The 23762-nt window shown below is 41.0% G+C and carries 19 protein-coding genes; 11 read left to right on the top strand and 8 right to left on the bottom strand.

The genetic code is table 11. From position 1 onward, the window contains the following. Nucleotides 1-33: 33 nt before the first annotated feature. On the bottom strand, nucleotides 34-2661 hold the full coding sequence (gene alaS / locus J4N25_RS17130) for an alanine--tRNA ligase (RefSeq protein ID WP_207423012.1): 2628 nt from the start codon (nucleotides 2659-2661) through the stop codon (nucleotides 34-36). A 70-nt stretch (nucleotides 2662-2731) separates the two neighbouring features. Continuing rightward, nucleotides 2732-4108, bottom strand: a complete 1377-nt coding sequence (locus J4N25_RS17125) for a hypothetical protein (protein WP_207423011.1) — start codon at nucleotides 4106-4108, stop codon at nucleotides 2732-2734. A 178-nt stretch (nucleotides 4109-4286) separates the two neighbouring features. On the opposite strand from J4N25_RS17125, the gene J4N25_RS17120 reads away from it, so the two are divergent. The 4 genes from J4N25_RS17120 (at nucleotide 4287) to J4N25_RS17105 (ending at nucleotide 6430) form a co-directional block, all read left to right on the top strand. Then, the gene (locus J4N25_RS17120; protein WP_207423010.1) at nucleotides 4287-4715 is read left to right on the top strand and encodes a response regulator; all 429 of its coding nucleotides are present in this window, start codon (nucleotides 4287-4289) and stop codon (nucleotides 4713-4715) included. A 112-nt stretch (nucleotides 4716-4827) separates the two neighbouring features. Further along, nucleotides 4828-5547, top strand: a complete 720-nt coding sequence (locus J4N25_RS17115) for a sterol desaturase family protein (protein WP_207423009.1) — start codon at nucleotides 4828-4830, stop codon at nucleotides 5545-5547. A gap of 132 nt (nucleotides 5548-5679) precedes the next feature. Further along, a complete protein-coding gene (locus J4N25_RS17110) occupies nucleotides 5680-5895 on the top strand; it encodes a YtxH domain-containing protein (protein WP_207423008.1) in 216 nt (71 codons plus the stop codon). 73 nt (nucleotides 5896-5968) lie between these two features. Beyond that, a complete protein-coding gene (locus tag J4N25_RS17105) occupies nucleotides 5969-6430 on the top strand; it encodes a ferritin-like domain-containing protein (protein WP_207423007.1) in 462 nt (153 codons plus the stop codon). A 245-nt stretch (nucleotides 6431-6675) separates the two neighbouring features. On the opposite strand, the gene J4N25_RS17100 is transcribed toward J4N25_RS17105, so the two are convergent. The 3 genes from J4N25_RS17100 to J4N25_RS17090 form a co-directional block, all read right to left on the bottom strand. Then, complete coding sequence (locus tag J4N25_RS17100; protein WP_207423006.1) at nucleotides 6676-7566, bottom strand: Ppx/GppA phosphatase family protein; 891 nt, start codon at nucleotides 7564-7566, stop codon at nucleotides 6676-6678. A 2-nt stretch (nucleotides 7567-7568) separates the two neighbouring features. Continuing rightward, the gene (ppk1, locus tag J4N25_RS17095; protein WP_207423005.1) at nucleotides 7569-9623 is read right to left on the bottom strand and encodes a polyphosphate kinase 1; all 2055 of its coding nucleotides are present in this window, start codon (nucleotides 9621-9623) and stop codon (nucleotides 7569-7571) included. A gap of 99 nt (nucleotides 9624-9722) precedes the next feature. Then, a complete protein-coding gene (locus tag J4N25_RS17090; protein ID WP_207423004.1) occupies nucleotides 9723-10355 on the bottom strand; it encodes a hypothetical protein in 633 nt (210 codons plus the stop codon). A gap of 87 nt (nucleotides 10356-10442) precedes the next feature. Here J4N25_RS17090 and J4N25_RS17085 point away from each other — a divergent pair, with 87 nt between their 5' ends. From J4N25_RS17085 to J4N25_RS17065, 5 genes are all read left to right on the top strand, one after another. Beyond that, a complete protein-coding gene (locus tag J4N25_RS17085; RefSeq protein ID WP_207423003.1) occupies nucleotides 10443-10934 on the top strand; it encodes a YajQ family cyclic di-GMP-binding protein in 492 nt (163 codons plus the stop codon). Nucleotides 10935-11092: 158 nt separating this feature from the next. Continuing rightward, a complete protein-coding gene (locus J4N25_RS17080; RefSeq protein WP_207423002.1) occupies nucleotides 11093-11527 on the top strand; it encodes a GNAT family N-acetyltransferase in 435 nt (144 codons plus the stop codon). A gap of 62 nt (nucleotides 11528-11589) precedes the next feature. Further along, a complete protein-coding gene (locus tag J4N25_RS17075; protein ID WP_207423001.1) occupies nucleotides 11590-12045 on the top strand; it encodes a YbhB/YbcL family Raf kinase inhibitor-like protein in 456 nt (151 codons plus the stop codon). A gap of 13 nt (nucleotides 12046-12058) precedes the next feature. Further along, entirely contained in the window at nucleotides 12059-13177 is a 1119-nt protein-coding gene (locus J4N25_RS17070) for a glycosyltransferase family 9 protein (RefSeq protein WP_207423000.1), read from the top strand. A 2-nt stretch (nucleotides 13178-13179) separates the two neighbouring features. Then, on the top strand, nucleotides 13180-13986 hold the full coding sequence (locus J4N25_RS17065; RefSeq protein WP_207422999.1) for a glycosyltransferase family 2 protein: 807 nt from the start codon (nucleotides 13180-13182) through the stop codon (nucleotides 13984-13986). A gap of 110 nt (nucleotides 13987-14096) precedes the next feature. Here J4N25_RS17065 and J4N25_RS17060 read toward each other — a convergent pair whose 3' ends face one another. Continuing rightward, complete coding sequence (locus J4N25_RS17060; RefSeq protein ID WP_207422998.1) at nucleotides 14097-15953, bottom strand: glycosyltransferase family 2 protein; 1857 nt, start codon at nucleotides 15951-15953, stop codon at nucleotides 14097-14099. Nucleotides 15954-16057: 104 nt separating this feature from the next. Continuing rightward, nucleotides 16058-16900 carry a chromate resistance protein ChrB domain-containing protein gene (locus J4N25_RS17055; protein ID WP_207422997.1) on the bottom strand — a complete coding sequence of 281 codons (843 nt, stop codon included), beginning with the start codon at nucleotides 16898-16900 and terminating at the stop codon, nucleotides 16058-16060. A 283-nt stretch (nucleotides 16901-17183) separates the two neighbouring features. On the opposite strand from J4N25_RS17055, the gene J4N25_RS17050 reads away from it, so the two are divergent. Further along, nucleotides 17184-18164, top strand: a complete 981-nt coding sequence (locus tag J4N25_RS17050; protein WP_207422996.1) for an SDR family oxidoreductase — start codon at nucleotides 17184-17186, stop codon at nucleotides 18162-18164. A 79-nt stretch (nucleotides 18165-18243) separates the two neighbouring features. After that, nucleotides 18244-19545, top strand: coding sequence for an acetylxylan esterase (locus tag J4N25_RS17045; RefSeq protein ID WP_369410866.1), 1302 nt, complete (start codon nucleotides 18244-18246; stop codon nucleotides 19543-19545). Here the strand turns inward: J4N25_RS17045 and J4N25_RS17040 are convergent. Further along, a complete protein-coding gene (locus J4N25_RS17040) occupies nucleotides 19542-23705 on the bottom strand; it encodes a hybrid sensor histidine kinase/response regulator transcription factor (RefSeq protein WP_207422995.1) in 4164 nt (1387 codons plus the stop codon). The two genes, J4N25_RS17045 and J4N25_RS17040, sit on opposite strands and share 4 nt — an antisense overlap. Nucleotides 23706-23762 lie beyond the last annotated feature (57 nt).

The following is a 23762-nucleotide window of genomic DNA, read 5'->3' as shown; positions in this document are numbered from 1 at the left end:
TAGAAAAAAGCGCAGTTTCCTGCGCTTTTCAATCTATTTTATTAAGCCTTTTGCTTTCTCTAAGGCAGCACCTAAACCTGCTGCATCTTTACCTCCCGCTGTGGCAAAGAATGGCTGACCGCCACCGCCTCCTTTAATTTCTTTCGCTAATTCTCTTACGATATTTCCGGCGTGTAGGCCTTTTTCCTCTACCAGTTTCTCTGAGATCATTACTGTAATTCCCGGCTTGCCATCATTTTCTGTTGCAAGAACTAAGAAAAGGTTTTCTACAATATCCTTTAAATGATAGGCAAGGTTCTTTACAGCATCCGCATTGGGTAAATCCACGCGCTCGGCAATAAGATTTACGCCGTTGATATTTTGAGCTTTTGCAGCCAGATCATGTTTAAGGTTTCCAGCCTTCTCAAGGATGCTCTTTTCTATCTCCTTCTTAAGCTTTGCGTTCTCTTCGAGAAGGCTCTCGATAGATTTTGCAATGTCTTTAGGGTTCTTTAGCAGTGCTTTTATCTCATTAACCAGCTTATTTTGTTCTGTTATGTAGCTTTCTGCTGCTTTCCCGGTAATTGCCTCGATACGACGTACACCCGCAGCTACCGCTCCCTCAGAGATTATTTTGAAGAAACCGATCTGACCTGTAGAACTTACATGGGTACCGCCACATAGCTCCATTGAATACTCAGGATTGAAGGTGATCACACGAACGTATTCACCATACTTTTCACCGAATAAGGCTGTAACTCCCCTGTTAATTGCGTCCTGGTAAGGTACTGTTCTCTCCTCCTGCTTAGCAATATTCTCGCGGATCCGATTGTTGACGATGGATTCAATCTGGGCAATTTCCTCATCTGTAACTTTAGCAAAATGCGAGAAGTCGAAACGAAGGTAATCCGCGTGCACCAATGATCCCTTTTGCTGCACATGTGTTCCCAAAACCTGGCGAAGGGCTGCCTGCAATAGGTGGGTTGCTGAGTGGTTGTTTTCAGTAGAAAGGCGTTTTGCTTCGTCAACTCTTGCGATGAAAGCAGCAGAAGGATCTTCAGGAAGTTCATCAGTGAAGTGAACGATCAAAGCGTTCTCCTTCTTCGTATCTGTAATTTGAATAGTAGAGCTGTTTACCGAATTAGAGGTTAAAGTTCCGGTATCTCCTACCTGGCCTCCGCTTTCGGCATAGAAAGGTGTTTTATCCAGGACGATCTGATACTGTTCTTTTCCTTTTGCAGTTATCTTACGGTATTTAAGAATTTTACTTTCAGACTCAAGGGAATCATATCCAACAAACTCGTTTTCCTCACCTTCGTTTACGATCACCCAATCGGTAGTATCAATAGCTGTTGCAGCGCGCGAGCGGGTTTTCTGCTCTTCCAATGCTTTGTTGAAGCCTTCCATATCCACAGAGATACCTTTTTCACGGGCCATCAGATCCGTAAGGTCAATAGGGAAACCGAAAGTATCATACAACTCAAAAGCAAAACCGCCTGCGATACTGGTATTTTCAGCTGCGTACTTTTCAAAACGCTGAATCCCGGTAGCCAACGTACGAAGAAAAGATACCTCTTCTTCTAGAATTACTTTCTGAACGAAGTCCTGCTGTGCTTTTAGCTCGGGGAATACTCCGTCGAACTGATCTGCAAGGATTGGAACCAGTTTATTGAAAAATGGCTCTTTAAAGCCAAGGAATGTATAAGAATAACGGACTGCTCTTCTTAAGATGCGACGGATCACATAACCTGCTTTTACATTGGAAGGAAGCTGGCCGTCGGCAATCGCAAAGGCGATAGCACGAATATGGTCGGCCATCACACGCATGGCGATGTCTGTTTTACCATCACTCTCGCCCATGTTGTAAGCAATTCCACTCTGCTGAGAGATAAACTGGATCAAAGGTTGGAAAGTGTCAGTATCGTAGTTTGATGACTTACCTTGTAATACCCGTACTAAACGCTCCAGTCCCATTCCTGTATCCACATGCTGTGCAGGAAGAGGTTGCAGTGATCCGTTCTTTAAACGGTTAAACTGCATAAATACGTTATTCCAGATTTCAATCACCTGAGGATCATCGTTATTTACCAAAGCTTTGCCATCTACTCTGGCGCGCTCTTCATCAGTCCGGCAGTCTACGTGAATTTCAGAACAGGGACCACAAGGACCTGTATCACCCATCTCCCAGAAGTTATCCTTTTTATTTCCTAAAAGGATACGGTCTTCGGCTATCCACTTTTTCCAGAAATCGTAAGCTTCCTGGTCTTTTGGAAGACCTTCTTTCTCATCACCTTCGAAAACAGTTACATATAAACGATCTTTAGGAATACCTAGAACAGAGGTAAGAAGTTCCCAGCTCCATTCAATAGCTTCCTCTTTGAAGTAATCACCAAAGCTCCAGTTCCCAAGCATTTCAAACATGGTATGGTGGTACGTATCAATACCTACCTCCTCCAAATCATTATGCTTACCTGAAACGCGAAGACAACGTTGAGTATCGGCAACCCGCGGGTATTTAATTGGGGCCTCACCAAGGAAAATTTCTTTAAAAGGGTTCATTCCCGCATTGGTGAACATTAATGTAGGGTCGTTCTTTACTACAATGGGGGCTGAGGGTACAATCTGATGTTGTTTACTTGCAAAAAAATCTAAAAAAGCTTTCCTTATCTCTTTCGTTGTCATTCTCAAATATTTGAGGTGCAAAGTTAATATTTGATGCGAGATTGGGTAATAGAATTATGAGGACCTTTCGTTAGAAAGAAACCTGATATTGAAGCCAGACAGAACTGGCGTTATGGTTTACTTCCCCACCGGTATTTACAACAGGACGCAATTGATAATTAAGTGATACCTTCGACTGGTGTTTATTAATTAACCAATTTACACCCGCATCATAAACGTTGAAGGCATCTTTTAAAGCATCATACTTGGCATACCTATATGATACATAAGGCATTAATGTTCCATTCTCTCCCAGCAGATCTTTGGGTAAACGTATTCCCGCCTGAGCATAGATAGATTCGCCTGTTCCAAACATAGGGTAAGAATTTCCAAATGCACCTCCATAAACGGAAGAACCGGGGGTTGACTCATTTGCTGGGTTCATAATACCGTTATTACGAACGTAATTTTTTCCGTAACCGGTGTCGAAGTATCCCAGGTAAGCAGAGAGCGCGTACTTATTATCTTTTAAAGGCATATCTGCATAAGCAGCAACAGACCACATTGCCAGATCGTCATAACTTGTAGTGCCATTATCCGTAAGATACCAGGTAGCCTTTTTCTGGTAAATAAATCCGCCTTCCAGATTAACAACCTTCCTATCCCCGAGATAAGTACCAGTCATGTACGGAGTAACGTTTGGCTCCTTGTCAAAGAAGTTATAAGCAAAGAAACCTTGATATTGCTTATGATGCCCAGTGGTGGCGAAGGTTGCACTGTTAACTCTTATTGGCGGAGCCGCCTGCCCGTTTGTTTGAATCGGAAATGGATCTGATAAGATAAGGCGGTAATCTATTTTCCCTAATTGTCCGCGCGCGTAAAGGCTAAGCTTCCTTGCAAACTCGTCTGTCTGATCAACGGTGGTTTGCAGAAAAACAGGAACATCCGTGGTCATTATAGTGCTTACACTAGGTTGGGTAAACCGGCTTAATCCGTTAGCGATGGTTAAGCCGCCTCCAAGTTTCAATTTATCGCTGGATTTAAACACTTTATACTCGCCCAAGGCATCATGAAAGAAAGCCTGCAACTTCCTGTTCCCCGCGTTCTGGGAGAGAAAGTTGAAGTTGTTCATTCCAAATTGCGTATAAAAGAAAACACGATCTGAAACCTGACCAAATAATTGCATCCGCGTGCGACGTAATCCTATATCAAGTGTGTGATCCTTGTGTTCTCCGAGAACCGCAGTATTAGGATTGCTCTCATTCCATCGTACCCAAACTTGATTAAGAAAGGTTGCTTTTATGTACTTTGAACCGTCTCTGGAAAGATTATACTTCAATTCCGTTTTAGGTTTGTCATCAGTTGTTTTTGCAGAGGAAACCGAGTCGGCTTGCTGGGCAAAGCCTACATGTGTCATGGCAATACCGCAAGCCATAATTGCCAGTGTGTGTTTTTGTAGTGTCTTCATTTGGTTGGTCAAGTGTTGCGATGCAAAACTACTTTTTATAAACAGGATAAAAAGCGACAGATTTCATTTCCCCGAATAGTAACCGTAAAATTACTAGCTGTAACATAGTGGTATGTTATTACGTATAAATAGGAACGCTCGTACTTATTTATTTGTGCGTTTGGCACATGCGTTAACAATGAAAAAGAAAATTCCCACATTTAGCATAATAGACGACGATAAGCTCTTTCAATTCACAATCAATAAAGTTCTGCAATCGACAGAGCTGATTGATCACGTTTTGCAATTTGATGATGGAGAAAGCGCACTTAGTTTTTTTAAGAGTAATTGGGGCTATCAGGAAAAACTTCCGGATGTAATATTCCTTGATCTGAAAATGCCTGTTTTGAACGGTTGGCAATTTTTAGAAGAATTTATTAAAATAGATAAGGCTAACAAAGCTATTACAATTTATATCTGCACAGCATCAGTGGATCCTAAGGACTTAGAAATGTTTAAACGGTATAATGGCGTAAGTGGATATTTTTTAAAACCTATAAGCAAAAAGGAGATCTATTCTATTCTCGACAAAGAGATCGACGGGAAGTCTCCTTTTAGATTAAATTAACATAATTTATTGTTGCCTGAATATAGAAATTTTCGGAGACAACAATTAAACATCTAAAGACTAAAGATTTAGGTTGCACAATTTAAGCTACAAAAGTATCTTTGTGCAACCGATGAATTACTCGCTCTTACTCTTCTACCATGGCCCTATATGGGAATTATTCCTTCTGCTTCTTGCTGAAAACATAATACTAGCCCTTTTAGCTGTATTAATGGGGGTACTATTACTAAAAACGCAGGGGAAAACCTTCGAAATGCCCGACAAGCGTGAAGGCAAATTCTTTTGCTTGACGGTTCTTATCAATACAATTATCACTTATCTTGGATTTCTATTCTATAGTTTAGGGACAATAGGAATCCGTCTCTCTTTCGATTTTAGTATAGTTACTGATTTTATTCTTATTGTACTTGTAATGGACCTGCTAACCTGGTCTTTTCATTTTATCCTTCACAGGAAGGTATTCTTTGATAAGATACATTATATAAGTCATTCTAGTAAGAAATTAACTCCCGCTAGCCTTTTTGTAATTCATCCACTAGAAAGCCTGATGCTAGGTTTTTTATGGTTAGCCTTTCTCTCGTTCTTTAGCTTAAATATCTTTTCGATCATTCTTTTCCTGGTCTTTCACGTTATTATGGGAATTGTAGCCAATCTGGGTATAAACATCCAGGCTCCCGAAAGCCAGTTTTTGCGAATATTCGTCTCTCCTGCTTTCCATTCTGAACATCACAAAAGCCGTTCAATAAACTTTGGATTCTATACTAAAGTATGGGATAATCTGTTTAAAACTCTTTCGGTGCGTCGTACAAACTTTGCAAAAGATACATTGTAATAATTGTAAACTGCTTTTGCAAATTTCAAGGGAAAAAATACCTTTGCGATTACTGTATTGAAGTTTTAACTAATTTTTCACTGGCCTCATGGATCACCAGAATTGGTGATCAGGCTACAGACAAAACACATCATGAAGGATAATTCAAAAATATTACTGGCACTACTGGCAGGAGCAGCAGCAGGAGCAATTGCAGCCATTCTCTTGGCTCCGGATGAAGGAAAACAATCAAGAAAAAAAATCGGGAGATGGGCTGATGATGTCTATAATAATTCAAAAGAGAAATTAAGTGATTTGAAGTCGGGAAATAAAGTGAAAGACCCATATGGGGCAGATTTAGGCATTTAATATTTTTTTTCAAAAGAAGCCTGTTTTTGGAACAGTACTTGCATTTCTTTTTCCAACAAAACAACCTACTAATATGGAAACGACTCATGATATGACTACCACTATTTTAAACGATCTGGTAGAAATTAACAATGACCGAATTGTTGGATATCAAAAAGCAATTGAAGAACTGACAGACAGCGATTCTGATCTTAAAGTGCTGTTTACCGGCATGATTGCAGAAAGCCAGACTTATAAAATGGCTTTGGCGAGTGAGATCTCTGCCTTAGGTGATAAAGTCGATACAGGTACAACAAACAGCGGAAAGATATACCGTGCATGGATGGACCTAAAAGCAATGTTTACCGGAAGAGATCGTAAAACAGTACTTGAGAATTGTGAATTTGGTGAAGATGCTGCCCAAAAAGCCTATAGGATGGCGTTAGAGAGCGAAGGACTACCTTCTAACATCCGGGAAATGATCTTAACCCAAAAAGCTGCATTAAAAGAGTCTCACGACAAAATTAAATCATTAAGAGACATGCAGCATATGTAAGGCTGGTCTTTATAATAAAACCTTTGCTAGCATGCGCTCGCAAACAGAGGGTCAATTTGCTTGAAGGTTTTTATTCTTCAGCCGTGTAGAAATTAAATAAAAAAAGGTGAAGGTTTTAATACCTCCACCTTTTTTTATTTCCGTTATTAATTGTTTTAATCTCTGGTTTTTGAAAGTCTAATTTGCTTTTATTAAGCAGGCATAGCTGTCAAACTTCTTTTATTTTCCGTTTTGCGCGCTTCACCTCATGAAGTTTTTTTCACAAGGTTTTTCTCAATTAGCTGATTAATAATTCCATCTACCATCCCGACCCTGGGCACATGTATTTGCTTAACTCCTGCATACTTCATTACAGTAAGATAAATTTCACATGCCGGAATGATAACATCGGCTCTATCCTGATTAAGGTTTAAAACGTTAATACGTTCCTTAAGGGAAAATGAATTGAGGTAATCATACATGCTTTTAAGCTTCGATATACTTAAAGCAGTACCTTCCTTCTCTTCGCAAAGGCGGAAAAGCTTGTTAATATTGCCTCCGGTACCAATTCCAATAAGATTTTTGTAGCTCTTTGTGTTAACTTTAATCCATTCTTTCATTTCATCCCAGGTTTCCTCTTTATCGGCATTATCTAAAATCCGAACTGTACCTAAAGGAAAGGATCTGGAGGCCTGTGCTTGCCCCTCAGCAAATACAGAAAGCTCAGTACTTCCACCGCCAACGTCAATATACAAATAGTTCTTTTGCTTATCCAGGGATTCCTCGATATGGTTGGAATAGATAATATTAGCCTCCTTTTGACCTTCAACAATTTCGAGATCAATTTCCGCTTCCTTCTTTATCCGCTCTACCAACTGCTTTCCATTCTGAGCTTCACGCATAGCAGACGTGGCACACGCCATATAGTCCTCAACCTTGTAAACGTCAATTAGTTGCTTAAAGGCTGTCATTGTTTTCACTAGATCATCGGCCTTTCGTACTGAAATTTCCTTTTCGAGAAATGCATCATCTCCCAAGCGAAGAGGAACGCGTATTAAAGTATTCTTTTTGAAGGTTACTTCAGAATCCTTTTCAATTATATCTGCTATCAGCAAACGCACCGCGTTAGACCCGATATCAATAGCTGCGTATCTCAATATTAATAATTTTTATATTTTAGGTATGTGTATATATCCGTCTGTGCCCTATAGCCAGCTTTGGATTTATCCCTCACATATTGGTTGTTGTTATAGCGGTTAATTACCCTTGCCTTCGTATTATCCTTCAACTGGATATCTATAATATCCCTTATCTCCTTCTTGATAAGAGGATCCAAAATTGGAAAGCCTACTTCCACACGGTGATCAAGGTTGCGTGTCATAAAATCCGCCGATGAAAGATAAACTTTTTCCTCCCCCCCATTTCCAAAGATCCAAACGCGGGCGTGCTCAAGGTACTTATCAACAATACTGATCACTTCTATATTTTCGCTCAGACCCTCTATCCCTGGAATAAGGCAACACATTCCCCTGATAATCAACTTTATCTTAACTCCAACAGCGCTTGCTTCGTACAGCTTTTCGATCATCTCCTCATCAGCCAGACTGTTCATTTTCAAGATCATGTAAGCTGTTTTTGCTGCCTTTGCATTTTTTACCTCCTGATCAATCAATGCATAGATCTTCTCGCGTGTTTGTAGTGGAGATACGATGAGGCAATCATAGTCCTTATAAAAAACCTTCTTTTCCAGCCCTCTGAATAACTTCCTCAATTCTGAAGTTATGTCCTGGTTAACTGTAAATAAACTATGGTCACAATAAATCTCAGAAGTTTTTTCATTGAAGTTACCGGTCGAAAGATTGGCGTAGTGAATAAAATGCCCTTTCTCTTTTCTGGTGACGAGACAGACTTTAGAATGCACTTTATAATCAAGCAATCCGTAATTGACGATCACCCCACCTTCCTCGAGCCGCTTGGTCCACTTAATATTATTCTCCTCATCAAAGCGGGCTTTAAGCTCTACAAGGCAATTTACTTTCTTTCCGTTTCTAGCGGCATTGATTAAGGCATTTATTATTCGCGAATTCTTGGCCAGACGGTATAGGGTAATATTTATCTCTGTTACCTTTGGATCGATCGCTGCCTCTCTCAAGAAATGTATAATATAATCGAAAGACTGATAAGGTAAGCTGATGAGGTAGTCTTTTTTGGCGATCTGGCTAAAGATACTCCTTCCGGGATCAAGTCCTTTAACAGGTAAAACAGGATCCTTGGGGTATTCCAGCTCTTTCCGGCCAACGTTCGGAAAACTTATAAAGTCTTTAAAGTTATGATACCGGTTACCAGGAATAAGCCCTTCGGCGCTTAGGTGAAGTTTTTCAACCAGATAGGTAAGCATATCCAGGGGCATATTGTTATCATACAATAGGCGCATCGGCTTCCCTTTCTTCCGTTTCTGAAGACTTTTACTTAGGGCTTCAATAAACTTCTCACTAACATGTTTATCTAGCTCAAGCTCCGCATCGCGTGTTAGCTGGATTGAATAAGCCTCAATGGACGTGTATTCAAAAATGAAGAAAATCTGGTCCAGGCAATAGCGGATTATGTCGTCGAGCAGGATAATAAACTTCAGGTTATTGGTTTCCGGCAAAACAACAAATCGTTCAAGGCTATCGGTTGGTATTTCGATAAGGCTGTACTTGACCTTCTCATTCTCTTTAGACAGCTTTACTAGGAAATAAATGGCCCGGTCTTTCAGCTCCGGGAAAGGCTTATCATCCTCGAGCATTATAGGCACGAGTGTTGAAAGCAGCTTCACCCGGAAATAGTTCCTTAAAAAATCTCCCCTTGTAACATTAAGCTGCTTCTCGTTTATAATAAAGATACGTTCCTCTGCCAGCTCTTTGATAATCTCATCCTCAAACAAGTGATTAAAACGTCGCTCTTGCCTTACTACTATTTCCTTGATCTGTTTAAGAATCTTTTTCGGATTGTACCCAATAAGTTCCTTTGCTTTAGTATTGACGTTTGCAAGTCTATTTAGCGTGGGAACCCGAACACGGTAAAACTCGTCGAGGTTGGATGAAAAAATTGCAAGGAAACGGACACGTTCAATTAAAGGTACAGTTTTGTCCGCAGCCTCCTGTAATACCCTCTCATTGAAGTACAGCCAGCTAATTTCACGATTAGTAAAAAGAATTTTTTGCTTGGGCATTGAAAATCAAAACAGCCCGCACTATTGGAGCGGGACTGCAAAACTGTATAATTAATTGTTAAGTTAATATTAATTAAGTAAAACCCCTTAACAAAGCTTTTATTCCTGATTCCCTGCCTCGTTATTATTGTTTGGGATTTCCTGAGCATTTCCGTCTAATCCAGTAGGTTTGGCGGCTGCCGTTTTGCGGGTTCTTTTAGCTGCCGGTTTTGCTTCAGCTGGTGCAGAATTTGCTTTAGCCCTGGTCCTGCCTTTACGAGCTACAGGCTTTTCCTCAGGTTCAGTCTTTAGAGTACTTTCAACTTTCGTTCTAGCTCCCCGAACGCGGCCTTGATTTTCTGAAGGCGAATCATCAATTGCCGGCATTTCCTCTGTTTGGATAACCGGCGCTTTACTTTTCTTAGAGGCAACTTTAGCCACAACCTTTTCAGCTCGTGTCTTACTCTCCTCCTTTTTGGGCGACTTATCTTCTTCCTTAGCAGTATTGGTCTTCTTAGGTTTCTTCCTCGATGCTTTCTTCTCTTCCTCTTTGGCTTGTTTAATCTTTTCAGATAGCTTGTCTGCTATCTGCTTACTCATCTTTTTTATATCCTTCGCAATCCGTTCTGCATCGTGACCTAAAGTATTAACAGCATCAAGGAATTTTTGAGCTAAGCCACTTTCAAGCTCCTTCTTCTCGGTTTTTTTAACACTTTTTTTAGCAGACTTGCCTGATTCAGATTTCTTCTTCATGCTTTTTATTTTCTTAAATACTTTTGTTAACAAATTTGTTTTATTATTAAATCTAAGCACATATTTTTAGACCCTCAAATCACTCATATGCCTTCATTTGACATTGTAAGTAAGATTGATGCTCAAACACTAGATAATGCTATCAATAACGCTAAGAAAGAAATTCTAAACCGTTTTGATTTCAACGATTCTAAAAGCACAGTCGACCTTGATAAAAAAACAAACCAGATCACAATAGTTACCGAGAATGATATGCGCCTGAAAGCTATTCAGGACTCGATCATAACAAGGATGGTTAAACAAAGCCTCGATCCTAAAGCCCTGGATATGGGAAAAGAACAATACGCTTCAGGAAACATGTTGAGGAAAGAAATAAAGATTAAAGAGGGAATCGATAAAGATGCCGCCAAGAAAATTGTAAAAGCAATTAAAGACAGCGGAATTAAAGTTCAAGCCTCTATTATGGACGATCAAGTACGCGTGCAGGGAAAAAAGATCGATGATTTGCAGGCTGTAATTGCGCTTTGCCGTAAAGAAGATTTTGGGCAACCCCTTCAGTATATAAATATGCGAGCGTGAGGAGATTTACGATTTTTTGATTTACGATTTACGATATGTGAAGGCAGGAACGCTGAAAAAACTCCTGCTTTCATTCTATTATTCTCTCCTTCATTCATTCATTCATTCACTCCTTCACTCCTTCATTCCTTCAATCCTTCAATCCTTCATTCCCCCCCATGCCGCAACTACTCATTTCCACCGATAAAACTAAATTAGATATTCCTCTGATCCATAGCTACCTTAGCAAAGAATCTTACTGGGCCAAAAACATCCCTCTCGAAATTGTTGAAAGGTCTATTGAAAACTCCCTTTGTTTTGGTGTCTATTTGAATGACAACCAGATTGGCTTTGCCCGGATTATGTCTGACTATGCTACCTTCGCCTACCTTGCGGATGTATTTGTTTTGCCCCCATACCGGAAAAGAGGGGTTTCAAAAAAGTTAATGGAATTCATTAAAGAACATCCATCCTTACAGGGTCTGAGAAGATGGATGCTGGCAACAATGGATGCCCATGGCCTATATAAGCAATTTGGATTCAGCCAACTGGCCCATCCCGACAGGTTTATGGAGATCTCTACAACCGGACTGTATTTACCACAATCCTCCTAATTTCACTCTGAATTAAACTTTTTATCCGCAAATGTTGTTCTGAAACCACGATCAGAAAACATATGAAGATAAAAACAGTATTCGAACACAATCAGGAAATTCCTACTCCTTACACATGCCTGGGTCCGAACATTAACCCTCCAATTCAGTTAGAAGATGTACCTGCAGCTGCAGAAAGCTTTGTGCTTATCATTGAAGATGTAGATGCCACCCCAAAGCCATGGACACATTGGATGGTATTTAACATTCCTGCAGTCACTCAGAATTTTGAGGAAGGTAAAGTACCTGCAGGCGGCGTGGAAGGTCTTTGCAATAATCACACTTTTGGCTATGAAGGTCCATGCCCGCGGTACTTCCAGGGAACCCATCATTATTGGTTCAGAGTTTACGCCCTTGACACCATGCTCGACCTGCCAGCAGCTTCAGAACGTGAAGACGTTGAGAAAGCAATGGAAGGCCATGTTGTTGATACGGCAGAATTACTGGGACTTTGCACCCGGCCTGATAATTTAGAATAAAGAATCACTACCTATGACTAACATTCCAAATCCAAAGAAAATTGCTGTACTAAGGGCTAATGCCCTAGGCGACTACATTTTCGTCTTGCCTGCGCTACAGGCCCTGCGCAACAAATTTCAGGATGCCGAAATTGTATTACTTGGAAGGCCCTGGCACAAAGAATACCTCGATGGACGACCCGGGCCTGTTGATCGCGTTATTGTTGTGCCTCCTTATCCGGGAATAAGCGAACGTGAAGGTTTTGAGCCTGATCAGGACGAGATGAACGCCTTTTACGACGAAATGAAAAAGGAACACTTTGACATTGCCTTTCAGCTTCACGGTGGAGGAGGTAATTCAAATCCTTTCCTGCTGAAACTGGGAGCCAAATTAACAGTGGGGTTAAAAACTCCTTTTGCTGCAGCATTAGACATATCTGTACCTTATGTTTATTATTTCAGTGAGGTGCTTAGGTATCTGGAAGTAGTTGCAAAAGTTGGAGCCAAAACTACCGAAATTGAGCCTGCGGCAAGTGTAACACCGGAAGATATTCAGGAAGCAAGAAACATTATAGGATTTCCTGAGAAACCAGTTGCTGTAATACATCCGGGAGCATCAGATCTGCGGCGCAGATGGCCAGGGGAGCATTTTGCTGAAATAGCAGATGACCTTGCAGCGAAAGGCTACATCGTTTATGTTACAGGAGTGCCTTTTGAACAGGAAGTTGTAGATAAAGTTATGCAACATGTGCAGGCGAAAGATCAGGTGATCAACTTGTGCAATAAATTGAAACTATCGGGGATGACAGGGCTGCTGTCATTGGCTGATCTTCTTATTTCAAATGATACAGGTCCCTTACATCTTGCCCGCGCTTTGAAAACACCTACCGTGGGCATTTATTGGTTCGGCAACTTAATTACTGGCCTTCCAATGAGCACCAGCTATAACAGATCTTTATTGTCGGGTATCCTTAATTGTCCATTATGTGGTCTTGCCTCTGCTAAGTTCGGGAAAGATGATCCTGGCACCTGTAAGCATGATACTTCCTTTGTTGCAGAGGTTAGTGTTGATGCCGTAAGGGAATCTATAGAGGAGTTGATCGAATTAAGAATTTCAGAGGAAAAAATAGAAAACCAATCAGAAGCAGCATAAATATGAGAGTATCTGTATTAATCCCTACATATAACCGGCCGAATGCCCTGGTTGCAACACTAACTGCACTTTCGGCCCAAACATTCAAAGATTTTGAAGTGGTGGTTTCAGATCAAAGCGACGTTTTTGTCGGTGATGATCAGACTATTCAAACTATAAGCCGGCTGATTGAATTCCATGGAAATCCTATAAAGATCCTTCAGAATTTTCCTAAAAAAGGAATTGCCCATCAAAGGCAGTTTCTGTTGGAAAATTCCTCAGGGGACTTTTCTTTGTTCCTTGATGATGATGTGGTATTAGAACCCGATGTCATCGACCGCATGGTAAAGGCATTGGAGGAAGAAAAAACGGGTTTTGCAGGCATGGCACTGATAGGACTGAGCTATTTGAATGACATCCGCCCTCACCAGCAGCTTATCGAATTTTGGGAGGGACAGGTACAGCCTGAAGTAGTACGGCCCGGAACAGAGAAGTGGCAACGCTATCCTCTTCATAATGCAGCAAACATCCATCATGTAGCGAAACGGCTTGATATTAAACCGGAGGATCAGAAAAAATACAAAGTGGCCTGGGTGGGGGGATGCATCCTCTATGATACCGCCAAACTTAAAGAAACAGGAGGTTTTGATTTTTGGGAAGAATTACCGGAAGAACATTGTGGTGAAGATGTTCTGGCGCAGGTTCGATTGATGGAGAAATACGGGGGTTTTGGGATCATTCCATCTGGCGCATATCACCTCGAATTGCCCACCACAATCGAGAATAGGGAAGTGAATGCTCCGGAGTACTTCCTAAGCAGGACTGCCTGAGGATTTAAGATTTGAAGAATTACGATTTACGACTACAACTAAGACCAAGGTTCTGACGAAGTAATTCATACTTTCGTTAGCACCTTGGTTCTTATTAATCTCACCTGATCTCAGGCGCTGACTTTATTTGAAATCTCTTTGGCATGCTTCTCAGCAATAACTTCTCTAAAATATGCAATTAGACCGGGAACATGATGGTCAAATGAAAAGGATGATCTTTTCTCCCAAACATTTTGTCTTATACGATCAAGGTTTTCTTTATCCTTAAGCTGCTCAGCCAAATCCTCCATAGTATTAAAGAACACGCCCAACCCTTCCTCTTTAACCAGGGTTTGAGTAGCTACAATATGTCCGGTATTATCTCTCTGTAGCATTGGCAAACCAGCTACAGCCAGCGTTGCCATTCTTGCTGGGTAATTCAGGTCGTCCCAATTTGCTCGCATATACTCGCCATTGTTCTCGCTCTGAAAAAAATGGAGCCATCCTGCGTCATATTGAGAAAATTCTTTAACCCAGTTTTCCTGGGTAACATTAGAGTGAGTGTGAAGATACCCGGGCGCCATCAAGTGAGTTTTCTCTATCCATTGCTTCCATTGTCCGTGAGTAAAATCTCCATAGAAATGTAAGTGTATCTTATGCTTCGCCAGTTCTGCCACTGTATGTGGGTGCAAGCCTATAGGACGCCCAGGAACTACGGTATGGATCTCTCCATCCTTTTCAGATAATCTTGGTGAAAGCTCTGTTTTAAACCATTCCTTTTTCGGCAAATCTCCATCCAGGATAAAATCATTATTGGCTTCCGGAGGGAGGAACTGTGTAAACCAATCTCTCATTTCGGGACTTGAGTAGATCTGCCCATCCGACTTGGAATACAGGTCGATCAATTCATTCCAGGTGCCTTTTTCCAAACAAATAAAAGGCCCCTCTTTAAAATGCCAGACAAAAGGAATTCCAGGGTTATTTATTAAAACTTCATGTGCAATTGGAACAGCTTGCCAGTTAAGCAGAGCATAGATAATATCCGGTTGTATCTCCTCAATCTTCTTCTGCCAGTTCTCATAAGGAATATCTTCTACATGACCGAAAGGTAAAGGGCCAACGGAATTGTACCAATAAGGATCCTTCATCCATAAGCCATACAATTTATGGCCTTGTTCTTCCAACGCTAGTACCCTTTCGGAATTATAAGCAAGTTCTCCAACGAGTACTATCTTTAAAGGATCGTTAGAAAGCGGAGTATCTCTTCTGTTACGAAAACGTTCGAAATAGGAAACCTCGTCAATGAAATTGCCGACGGTTGTATGATAACGTAGTGGTTGCTTCACTTTATAATACAACTTATAAGGGTTTATCCCTCCAACAGGCTCTTGAAGTATCTTATGCCGCTGCTGTGGGTGGTCCACCCATTCACAACTTATTTCATTAGTAGGTATAGGATTTCCCCGTTGCAACAGATCATTCCAAAACATCCTGTCCAGGTCGTCCGTAACCAGTTCATCCCTCTCCATCCACCTGTCGGCAGTTTTCCGGTGAAGAACCTGGACGAGCTGATACCAATAACCATCTAATTTTTGTTGGCAATAGCGATTATAGTGATGTCTCATTCCCGAGAAGGCCATGTTGGCACCCGGGTTTTCAATAAGCTTGTTAAATAAGGACTGTAAATGGTTTTTATAGTAAAGATCGTCGGCAGGAAGGTAGGCAATGAATTCCTGCCGTGCATTTTCCAGTCCCTTATTCAGGCAAAACCCAAGTCCCTTGTTTACCGGATTAACAAAATAACGGATTCGTTGATCAGCAAGGTAAGGACTGATTATGTCCTCGAGATGATCAGAGGACCCATCATTTATCAATAACAATTCCCAATTATTGAACTCCTGCTTTTTTAGACTTTCTATTGCCCTTAGAATAAAAGAAGCCTGGTTATAAACAGGCATTATTACCGATATTCCTTTACTTTCCTTCATTAGTTTAAAAAAATTAACACAGAACACTAACCTTGCTATTTGCTGCAATGTTTGAGTTAACACTCTTTTGTTTCCTGAAAGAAGTATTTATCCCAGCCCCGGTATTATTTTTTAAGATCCTTTTTGAAGGCTGCTGGTGTTTTTCGGGTGTGCTTTTTAAATATACGATTGAAGTGACTTTGATCGGAAAAACCTGTGAGATAAGCAATTTCAGTCAGGGAATAATCTGACCCTTTTAAATATTCTATCGCTTTCTCTATCCTCATCTTCCGGATATAGTCGCCGAAGCTAAGATTATCGAAATGCTTACTAAACTCTCTTGAAAGATAAGCCGGGTGAATATTCAACTCCCTGGAAATATCGGAGAGGCTCAATGATAAGTTGGTATCAATTTGATCCTGGATAGCATCCTTTATTTCCTTAACCCATTTCGGAGTTTTCCTCCCCTTTCCATAGCCTTCCTCAAGAAGTTTATTGTAAACCTGCAATAAAAGTTGTTCGTTCTTACTTTCAGTGTGCTTAACGTTCTGTAAGTGCTTAGCCCAGGAATATAAGGCATCATAAAGCAGCATCCCGGCTTCCAGAAGCTCGTGATCATTCTGAATATTATAGGCCAGACCAGCTGAAATTGCCCATAGACCTGCTGCCTGGGGTGCAAAATCATGACGATCGGTATCAGCTCCCCGTACGATACGAGCGAGGGTATGAATATTAGGGTCCTTTATTTTATATTTTTTTATTAGATAGTCGAAGGTGCACTCTTCCTCGTAGTGAGTGTACTCTACATCAGGGACATCAAATGGAATAGCATCTAATTCTGAGGCTAATCTTTTTACATCAGTGAACGGAACATATATAAACTCAGCCTCTGGATCTATAAAATTCTTGATCAGCCAGGGACAGGCTATCCTATCGATCTTGGGTCGTTCTCTAGTAATCCACTTCATCCTCTATTATTAATATCCTTAAATTTTGTTTTCGAACTCAGAATCCAAAAATAAAGCATGTTTTGGCCCGTTTTACTCAACGGTCTAATTTAACCAACTATTCACCATACTTTTCATTCCTATTACTGCCCTTATTGGAGTCTCCATACCTGAAATGTTTCCATTAAAGGCAATTAGGAAAATACGCATGGAAAGCAAATCGAAGGCACAATAAGAAAACATTCTGCTTACGGCGAGGTTAAATCATAACTTTATAATTAAACCTAAAGGCTAAATATAATCTATGAAAGATAATAGCAGCATTAAAGGAAAAACGGTTGTAATTACAGGGGCATCCAGTGGAGCGGGTAAAGCAATTGCCTTAGAATTAGCCCAATATGGTACTAATCTGATCCTTTCGTCACGAAATGAAGAAGCTTTACAGGATGTGGTTAGTGAATGTGTCGCCCTCGGCTCTGTCGCGATTGCGGTAACGGTCGACGTTACAGACCCAAAAGACCTAATAAAACTGGCAGATCAGGCAAGACAGTTTGGAAACAGAATTGACGTCTGGGTAAATAATGCTGGCGTCCTTGCTGTAGGCGAATTCGGTAAAACACCTACGGAAGTACATGAACAGGTAATTAAGATCAATTTGCTTGGGTATATATATGGTGCTCATGCTGTGCTCCCTTATTTTAAAGAGCAAGGCAGTGGCATTTTGATTAACAATATTTCTGTTGGAGGGTTCTTGCCTGTACCGTTTGGGGTAAGTTATTCTGCCAGCAAATTTGGATTAAAGGGCTTTTCTGCAGCACTTAAAGCAGAACTTAGTTCATTTCCTGACATTCACGTATGTGATATGTTCCCTGCTTTCTTAGATACACCTGGAATTCAGCATGCTGCTAATTATACAGGTAAGGTCCTGCGTCCTGCCCCTCCAGTTTACGATCCAAACCGACTGGCTCTTGCTGTGGCCTCTTTAATTGAACATCCACGACCAGAAATCCATATGGGCAGTGCCAGTACTATGCTTTGGCTTGCCTACAAATTATTCCCATCCCTTACGCGTGGTGCTACCAAAAGATTTATAGATTTTTATCTTAAAAATGCGGATCCTGCATCAAGCACCAATGGCAATTTATTCAATACCGTTAATTATGGAACAGGTATTCATGGAGGATGGGGATTGCCTGGGAAGCCGAAGGCACACCGCAAATATATTGCCGCTGGCTTGGTTCTGGCAACAGCAGGGATCCTATTGAAAGGTCTTAGCAAGCCTTAATTAGTATTTCCGGCTAGTTCTATTAAAAGAGGATTTTCTATCTTAGCCAGCTCTATTTTTTAATCCAATTTTAATAATCGTGAAGAAGGCCCTACTTTTAATTCTTACTATTTTATCAATTTACAGCGCTCTTGCCCAGAATTATCCATATCAAAGCGACGTTTTATGGGTAGCTACTCCCGACCATAGCAATTGGCTGTACAACTTGAACGAAGAGGCCAAGGTTGAGGTAGCCCTCTACGAGTTTGGGATCCTTAAAGATAAATTGGAGATAAGCTACAGCATAGGCCCAGAGCTTATGCCCGCAGATAAAAATGGGAAAGTGACCTTAAAAGACGGAAAGGCTATTATCTCATTGGGCACTCTTTCACAGCCGGGTTTCAAAGATTGCCAGTTGTCGGTGAAAATTAAAGGCGAAGAATACAAACACCATATTAAGGTTGGCTTCGAGCCAGAGCGGCTTCAGCCTTATACAAAGCTACCCACAGATTTTTCTGCATTTTGGAATAAAGCAAAGGAGGAGGCAGCGAAATGCCCTATGGAAGTAGAAAGAACGTTTTCCCCCCAGTACTCTAACGATAAAGTGAACTGTTACCTGGTAAAGTTACAAGCTTTCAAAAAGGGGAATTACATATACGGTTATCTTACTATGCCTAAGAAGGAAGGCAAATATCCTGTTGTATTGTCGCCTCCGGGAGCGGGAATAAAACCAATGAATCCTTTAAAGGACAATTTTTATGCGGAGAGTGGAGTTATCCGCTTTGACATGGAGATCCACGGAATAAGACCCGACCTTAGCGACTCTACGTATCAGGAGATCAGCAAGGCTTTTGGGAATGGTAACAATAGTTACCTGGTAAATGGGATAAGCAATAGAGACACCTATTACATGAAAAAAGTTTACCTCTCCTGCCTCCGGGTTGTCGACTATTTAACATCGTTACCCCAGTGGGATAAAAAGAATGTGATCGCACAGGGTGGAAGCCAGGGAGGAGCTTTGGCTCTGGTAGCGACAGGCCTTGACTCACGGATAACTGCCTGTTCGGCAAATCACCCGGCATTGAGTGACATGGCCGGATACAAAGCTGGAAGAGCTGGAGGTTACCCGCATTTATTTAAAAACTTTGAAGGCACAGATACTCCTGAGGTTCTAAAAACCCTGGAATATTACGATGTGGTTAATTTTGCCAAGCAGGTAAAAGTTCCGGTTTTTATGACCTGGGGTTATAACGATAATGTATGCCCTCCCACTACCAGCTACATCGTTTACAACAGTCTTGGCTCGAAAAAGGAAGCCCTTATCACGCCGGTAAACGAACATTGGGTGTCTACTCAAACAAGACATCAGATTTTAGACTGGATCAAAAGGAACCTTCGTTAAAGGCTACTCCTATTTCCACGCTTCAGGCTGGAGTATTCGGTAGGAAGCATATTGTACTTAGTTTTAAACGACTTTGTAAAATAAGTTGGTGAAGAGTAACCTGTCATGTAAGCGATTTGGGCCACGTTGTAGTCACTTTTCTCAAGTAAGATAGCGGCGCGTTCTAACTTCACCGACCGGATAAAATCAACAGGAGATTGCCCGGTAACTTCCAAAAGCTTATGATATAGCGTCGCCCGGCTCATACCAATATGCTTGCTTAGATCCTCTACAGACAATTTGGGGTCATTTAGATTCTCGTCTATATAACGCAACACCTTGTTCACGAACTTCTCATTGTCAGATTCAATATCGATCTCTGTCGGGAGCACTTTTACCTGTTTGGTGTAAGTCTCTTTCAGTGTCTTATTCAGAAGAAGGAGGTTACGGATCTTGGCGTTTAAAATCTCAAAATTAAAAGGCTTCGTCATATAGTCATTTGCCCCTGTCTCCAATCCTCTTACCTGTTCCTGCTCCGCGTTTAGTGCCGTCAACAGAATTAGCGGGATATGTGAGGTTCGTTTATCCTGCTTAACCTTTCTGCTCAAAGCTATTCCATCCATATAGGGCATACTAATATCGCTAACTATAAGCTGGGGGTGGGTCGCCAGGGCTTTCTGCCATCCTTCCTTACCATTAGTAGCTTCTATCACCCGGTAATGAACTTTCAAATTATCTTTTAAATAGAAGCGAAAATCCTCATTATCTTCGACCAAAAGTATGGTGGGCAGGTCGCGCTCATCACTTATAAAATGATCTGTTTGAATACTAGTGTTTTCATCCGTCTCCAAAGATTCAATTTCTAGTTCAGCTTCTCTGGAAGGTGATTTTTCCGCAGTTTCGGACTCCGCAGCCAGGGAAAGAGGCAGCGTAACAGTAAAGGTACTTCCCTTTCCTTCTTCGCTATCCAATAAAATATCACCTCCGTGCATCCTGGTAAATTCCCTTGCTATCGATAAACCTATACCACTACCCTGATTTAATATGGCAGCATCAGTATCGATCTGAAAAAAGCGTTCAAAAACTATATCCTTCTTTTCTGCAGCAATCCCGATACCTGTATCTCTTACCTTAATTTCCAGCAAGGCCATAGCACGGTCATTACCGTAACTCTTAGAATCTATTTCCAGGAATATATCTCCTCCTGCCTCTGTGAACTTAAAAGCGTTTGATAGCAGATTAAATAAAATACGCTCAACTTTGTCCTGATCGAACCAGACATGCAAGCTTTCTAAATTTGAATGGTAATTAAACCTTATTTTTTTTCTTTCTGACAGGTCTTTAAATGATTCTGAAATTTCTTTAAGGAAGGGTACTATATCCCCTGGCGCAGGGATAAGTTTCAACTCCTGCTCCTCCATTTTTCTAAAGTCAAGCAATTGATTAACAAGGTTAAGCAACCTTCTTCCATTTCGCTTGACCATATTTAGCTGAGTACTCGCTTTCTCATCCCACTGGCGGTTGAGCAGGTCTTCTACCGGACCCATGATCAGCGAAATCGGAGTTCTGAATTCATGACTTAAATTAGTGAGAAATTTAATTTTAAGGCGGTTAAGTTCATTCGACCTTTCTGCTTCCCTGCGTTCCTGCTCAATCAACTGCCTGGCTTGTATCCGCTCCTGTTCCAAGGCAAATTTTGTCTTCAATCTTTTAATTCCTCTGTGCCTTGAATAAGCCAAGAGGGAAAGAAAAAGCACCAGGTAAACAAAGTAGGCGAGCTTTGTGCGATAAAAAGGAGGATGAATAATAATTTTAAGCACTGCTCCCTTCTCATTCCATAATCCGTCGTTATTACTTGCCTTAACTTTAAAAACGTATTCTCCCGGATCAAGGTTAGTATAGGTGGCGAAATTTTTAGTACCAGAATAGTTCCAGTCCTTATCAAAGCCTTCCAGCTTGTACGCATACTGGTTCTGCTCAGCTATACTGAAATTGAGAGCTACAAACGATACTGAAAAGGTTTCTTTATAATCTATATTAGCTTCCTCTGCTAATAATATATCACCATTTGTCTTTGAGCCTTTGTCGGCTGGTCCTACAGACTTATTTGATATCTTAAGATCGGTAAAAACGACGTCTGGTATATTGTGGTTGGTTTTTAAATGGGTAGGATTAAAGTAGTTGAAGCCATTCTGGCCTCCAAAAAATATTTCGCCGTTTGAAGCCTCTAACCCCGCCCCTGTAACAAATGAGCTTTGCTGCAGACCGTTATAGCGGTTATAGTTCTTTATTTTTCCGGTCCGGGGGTCAAACCTTGAAACCCCTTTGTTGGTGCTAAGCCAGATAAAGCCACTTGGGTCTTCAATGATCTTATGAACAACATTATTCGCAAGTCCATTTCTTTCAGTATAAGATACAACGCGATTAGTTTTAATATTTAAGGCGCAAAGCCCCCCACCTAACGTTCCTATCCACATATTGCCTTTATGATCATTAAGCAGGGATAAAACAACATTACTGGTAATTCCTCCTTGAGTATTAGTATAGAAGCGGAACTTCTTTGTTTTAGGGTTAAATACAGAGATCCCTCCACCATAAGTGCCTATCCACATATGGCCTTCATCATCCTCTTCAAATGCCCTTATCCCATTGTTTAGTGGGTAATTATTGTTACGCTCTAATTTATAGTCGTTTACATATTTGGTAATGATCCCGGATTTAGGATCATAGATATTTATTCCGCCGCCATTAGTTCCGATATAAATATTTCCCGCCCAGTCGGCCTTTATACAAAAAATATCATTGTGATTAAGATCAGACGGAGAAGGGCCTTTTTTCAATTGTCTGTAATTCCCGCTTTCCGGGTCGATAATAAAAAGTCCCTTTGAATAGGTTCCAGCGTATAGTTTTCCAGCGCTTTTCTCCAGAGCGAGAATTGTTGAGTTCTCTTTTCCCAGCAGTTTCAACCGGCGAAAACTACCGTTTTTCCTATTGAATTCGCTTAATCCACCTCCATCTGTACCGACAAAGATGTTTTCATTATTTGCCTCGGCAAAAGCAGTTACGATCGGTGCATTCAATCCCGAGGGATCATACTTATTGCTCTGTACCAGGTTAAATGTCGACAGGTTCTGGTCATACTTATTCACCCCGCCCTGAAAAAGCCCTACCCAGTAGATATTTTGATTATCAATCAGAATACTACGGATCGACTTGTTATTGATACTATGCTTATTGCGACTGTCGGGCTTAATACTGACGACTTTTGAATCTGCGACATCCATTATATCAAGCCCTTCCTCAGTACCGATCCACAAATGCCCATTTCTATCGGCAGCCAGCACCCAAATAAAGTTACTGCTTATACTACCGGGAGCATTTGGCTTGGTAAAATACCCGATAAAACTTCTTGAGCTATTAATATACTTATTAAGACCATTCTCTGTTCCTATCCAAACCGTTCCATTACTATCCCCACTTATAGCCTGAATTGCGTCATCAGAAATACTCGAAGGATCCTCTGTCCGATGTACAAAGCGTGACAACGTCTGTGAACTCCTATTCTTCAAGTATAAGCCCTTCGGAGTCCCGATCCACATTTGTCCCTTAACGTCGCGATAAAGTGCAGTAATAGGGCTAAATCCGGAGCTTGCATTGTTCCTGGGACCAACATTCATCTTTGTCACTTTCCGTGTTTCTACATTGAACACATTCAAGCCGCTGTATGTACCAATCCAGAGGTTTCCACTATTATCGCTGGATAAAGAAGCAATTGCATTACTGCTAAGCCCCGTTGTTTGACTGCTAAAATTTATAAAGTTATTATGCTTTCGGTCATAAAGGCTAACCCCTCCGCCATTTGTACCAATCCAAAGCCTTCCTTTATTGTCTTCATGCAGACAACTGATCTCATTATTTCTGAGACTTGCTTTGTCGGCAGGGTTGTTCTTATATACAGTGAATTCCAGTCCGTTGAATTTGTTCAGCCCGTCGTCTGTTCCAAACCACACAAAACCATATTTATCTTTCACAATAGCATTGATTGTATTAGAAGATAAGCCCTCATTCACAGTAATAGATGTAAACTGCGGCCTCTCATCTTGCGAATAAGCCTTAACAATAAACGCAAACAATAAAAGACAGAAACCAAGGCAACGTATAATGATTCTCCTCTTAGTCATGAACTTTATAATAGGTAAGTTTCACAGTCCGCCAAGCGAAACCGAATGGTATTAATT

The sequence above is a fragment of the Desertivirga brevis genome (assembly GCF_017355835.1).
Note: the sequence above shows the minus strand (reverse complement) of the source record. Positions and strands in the feature narration are given on the sequence as shown.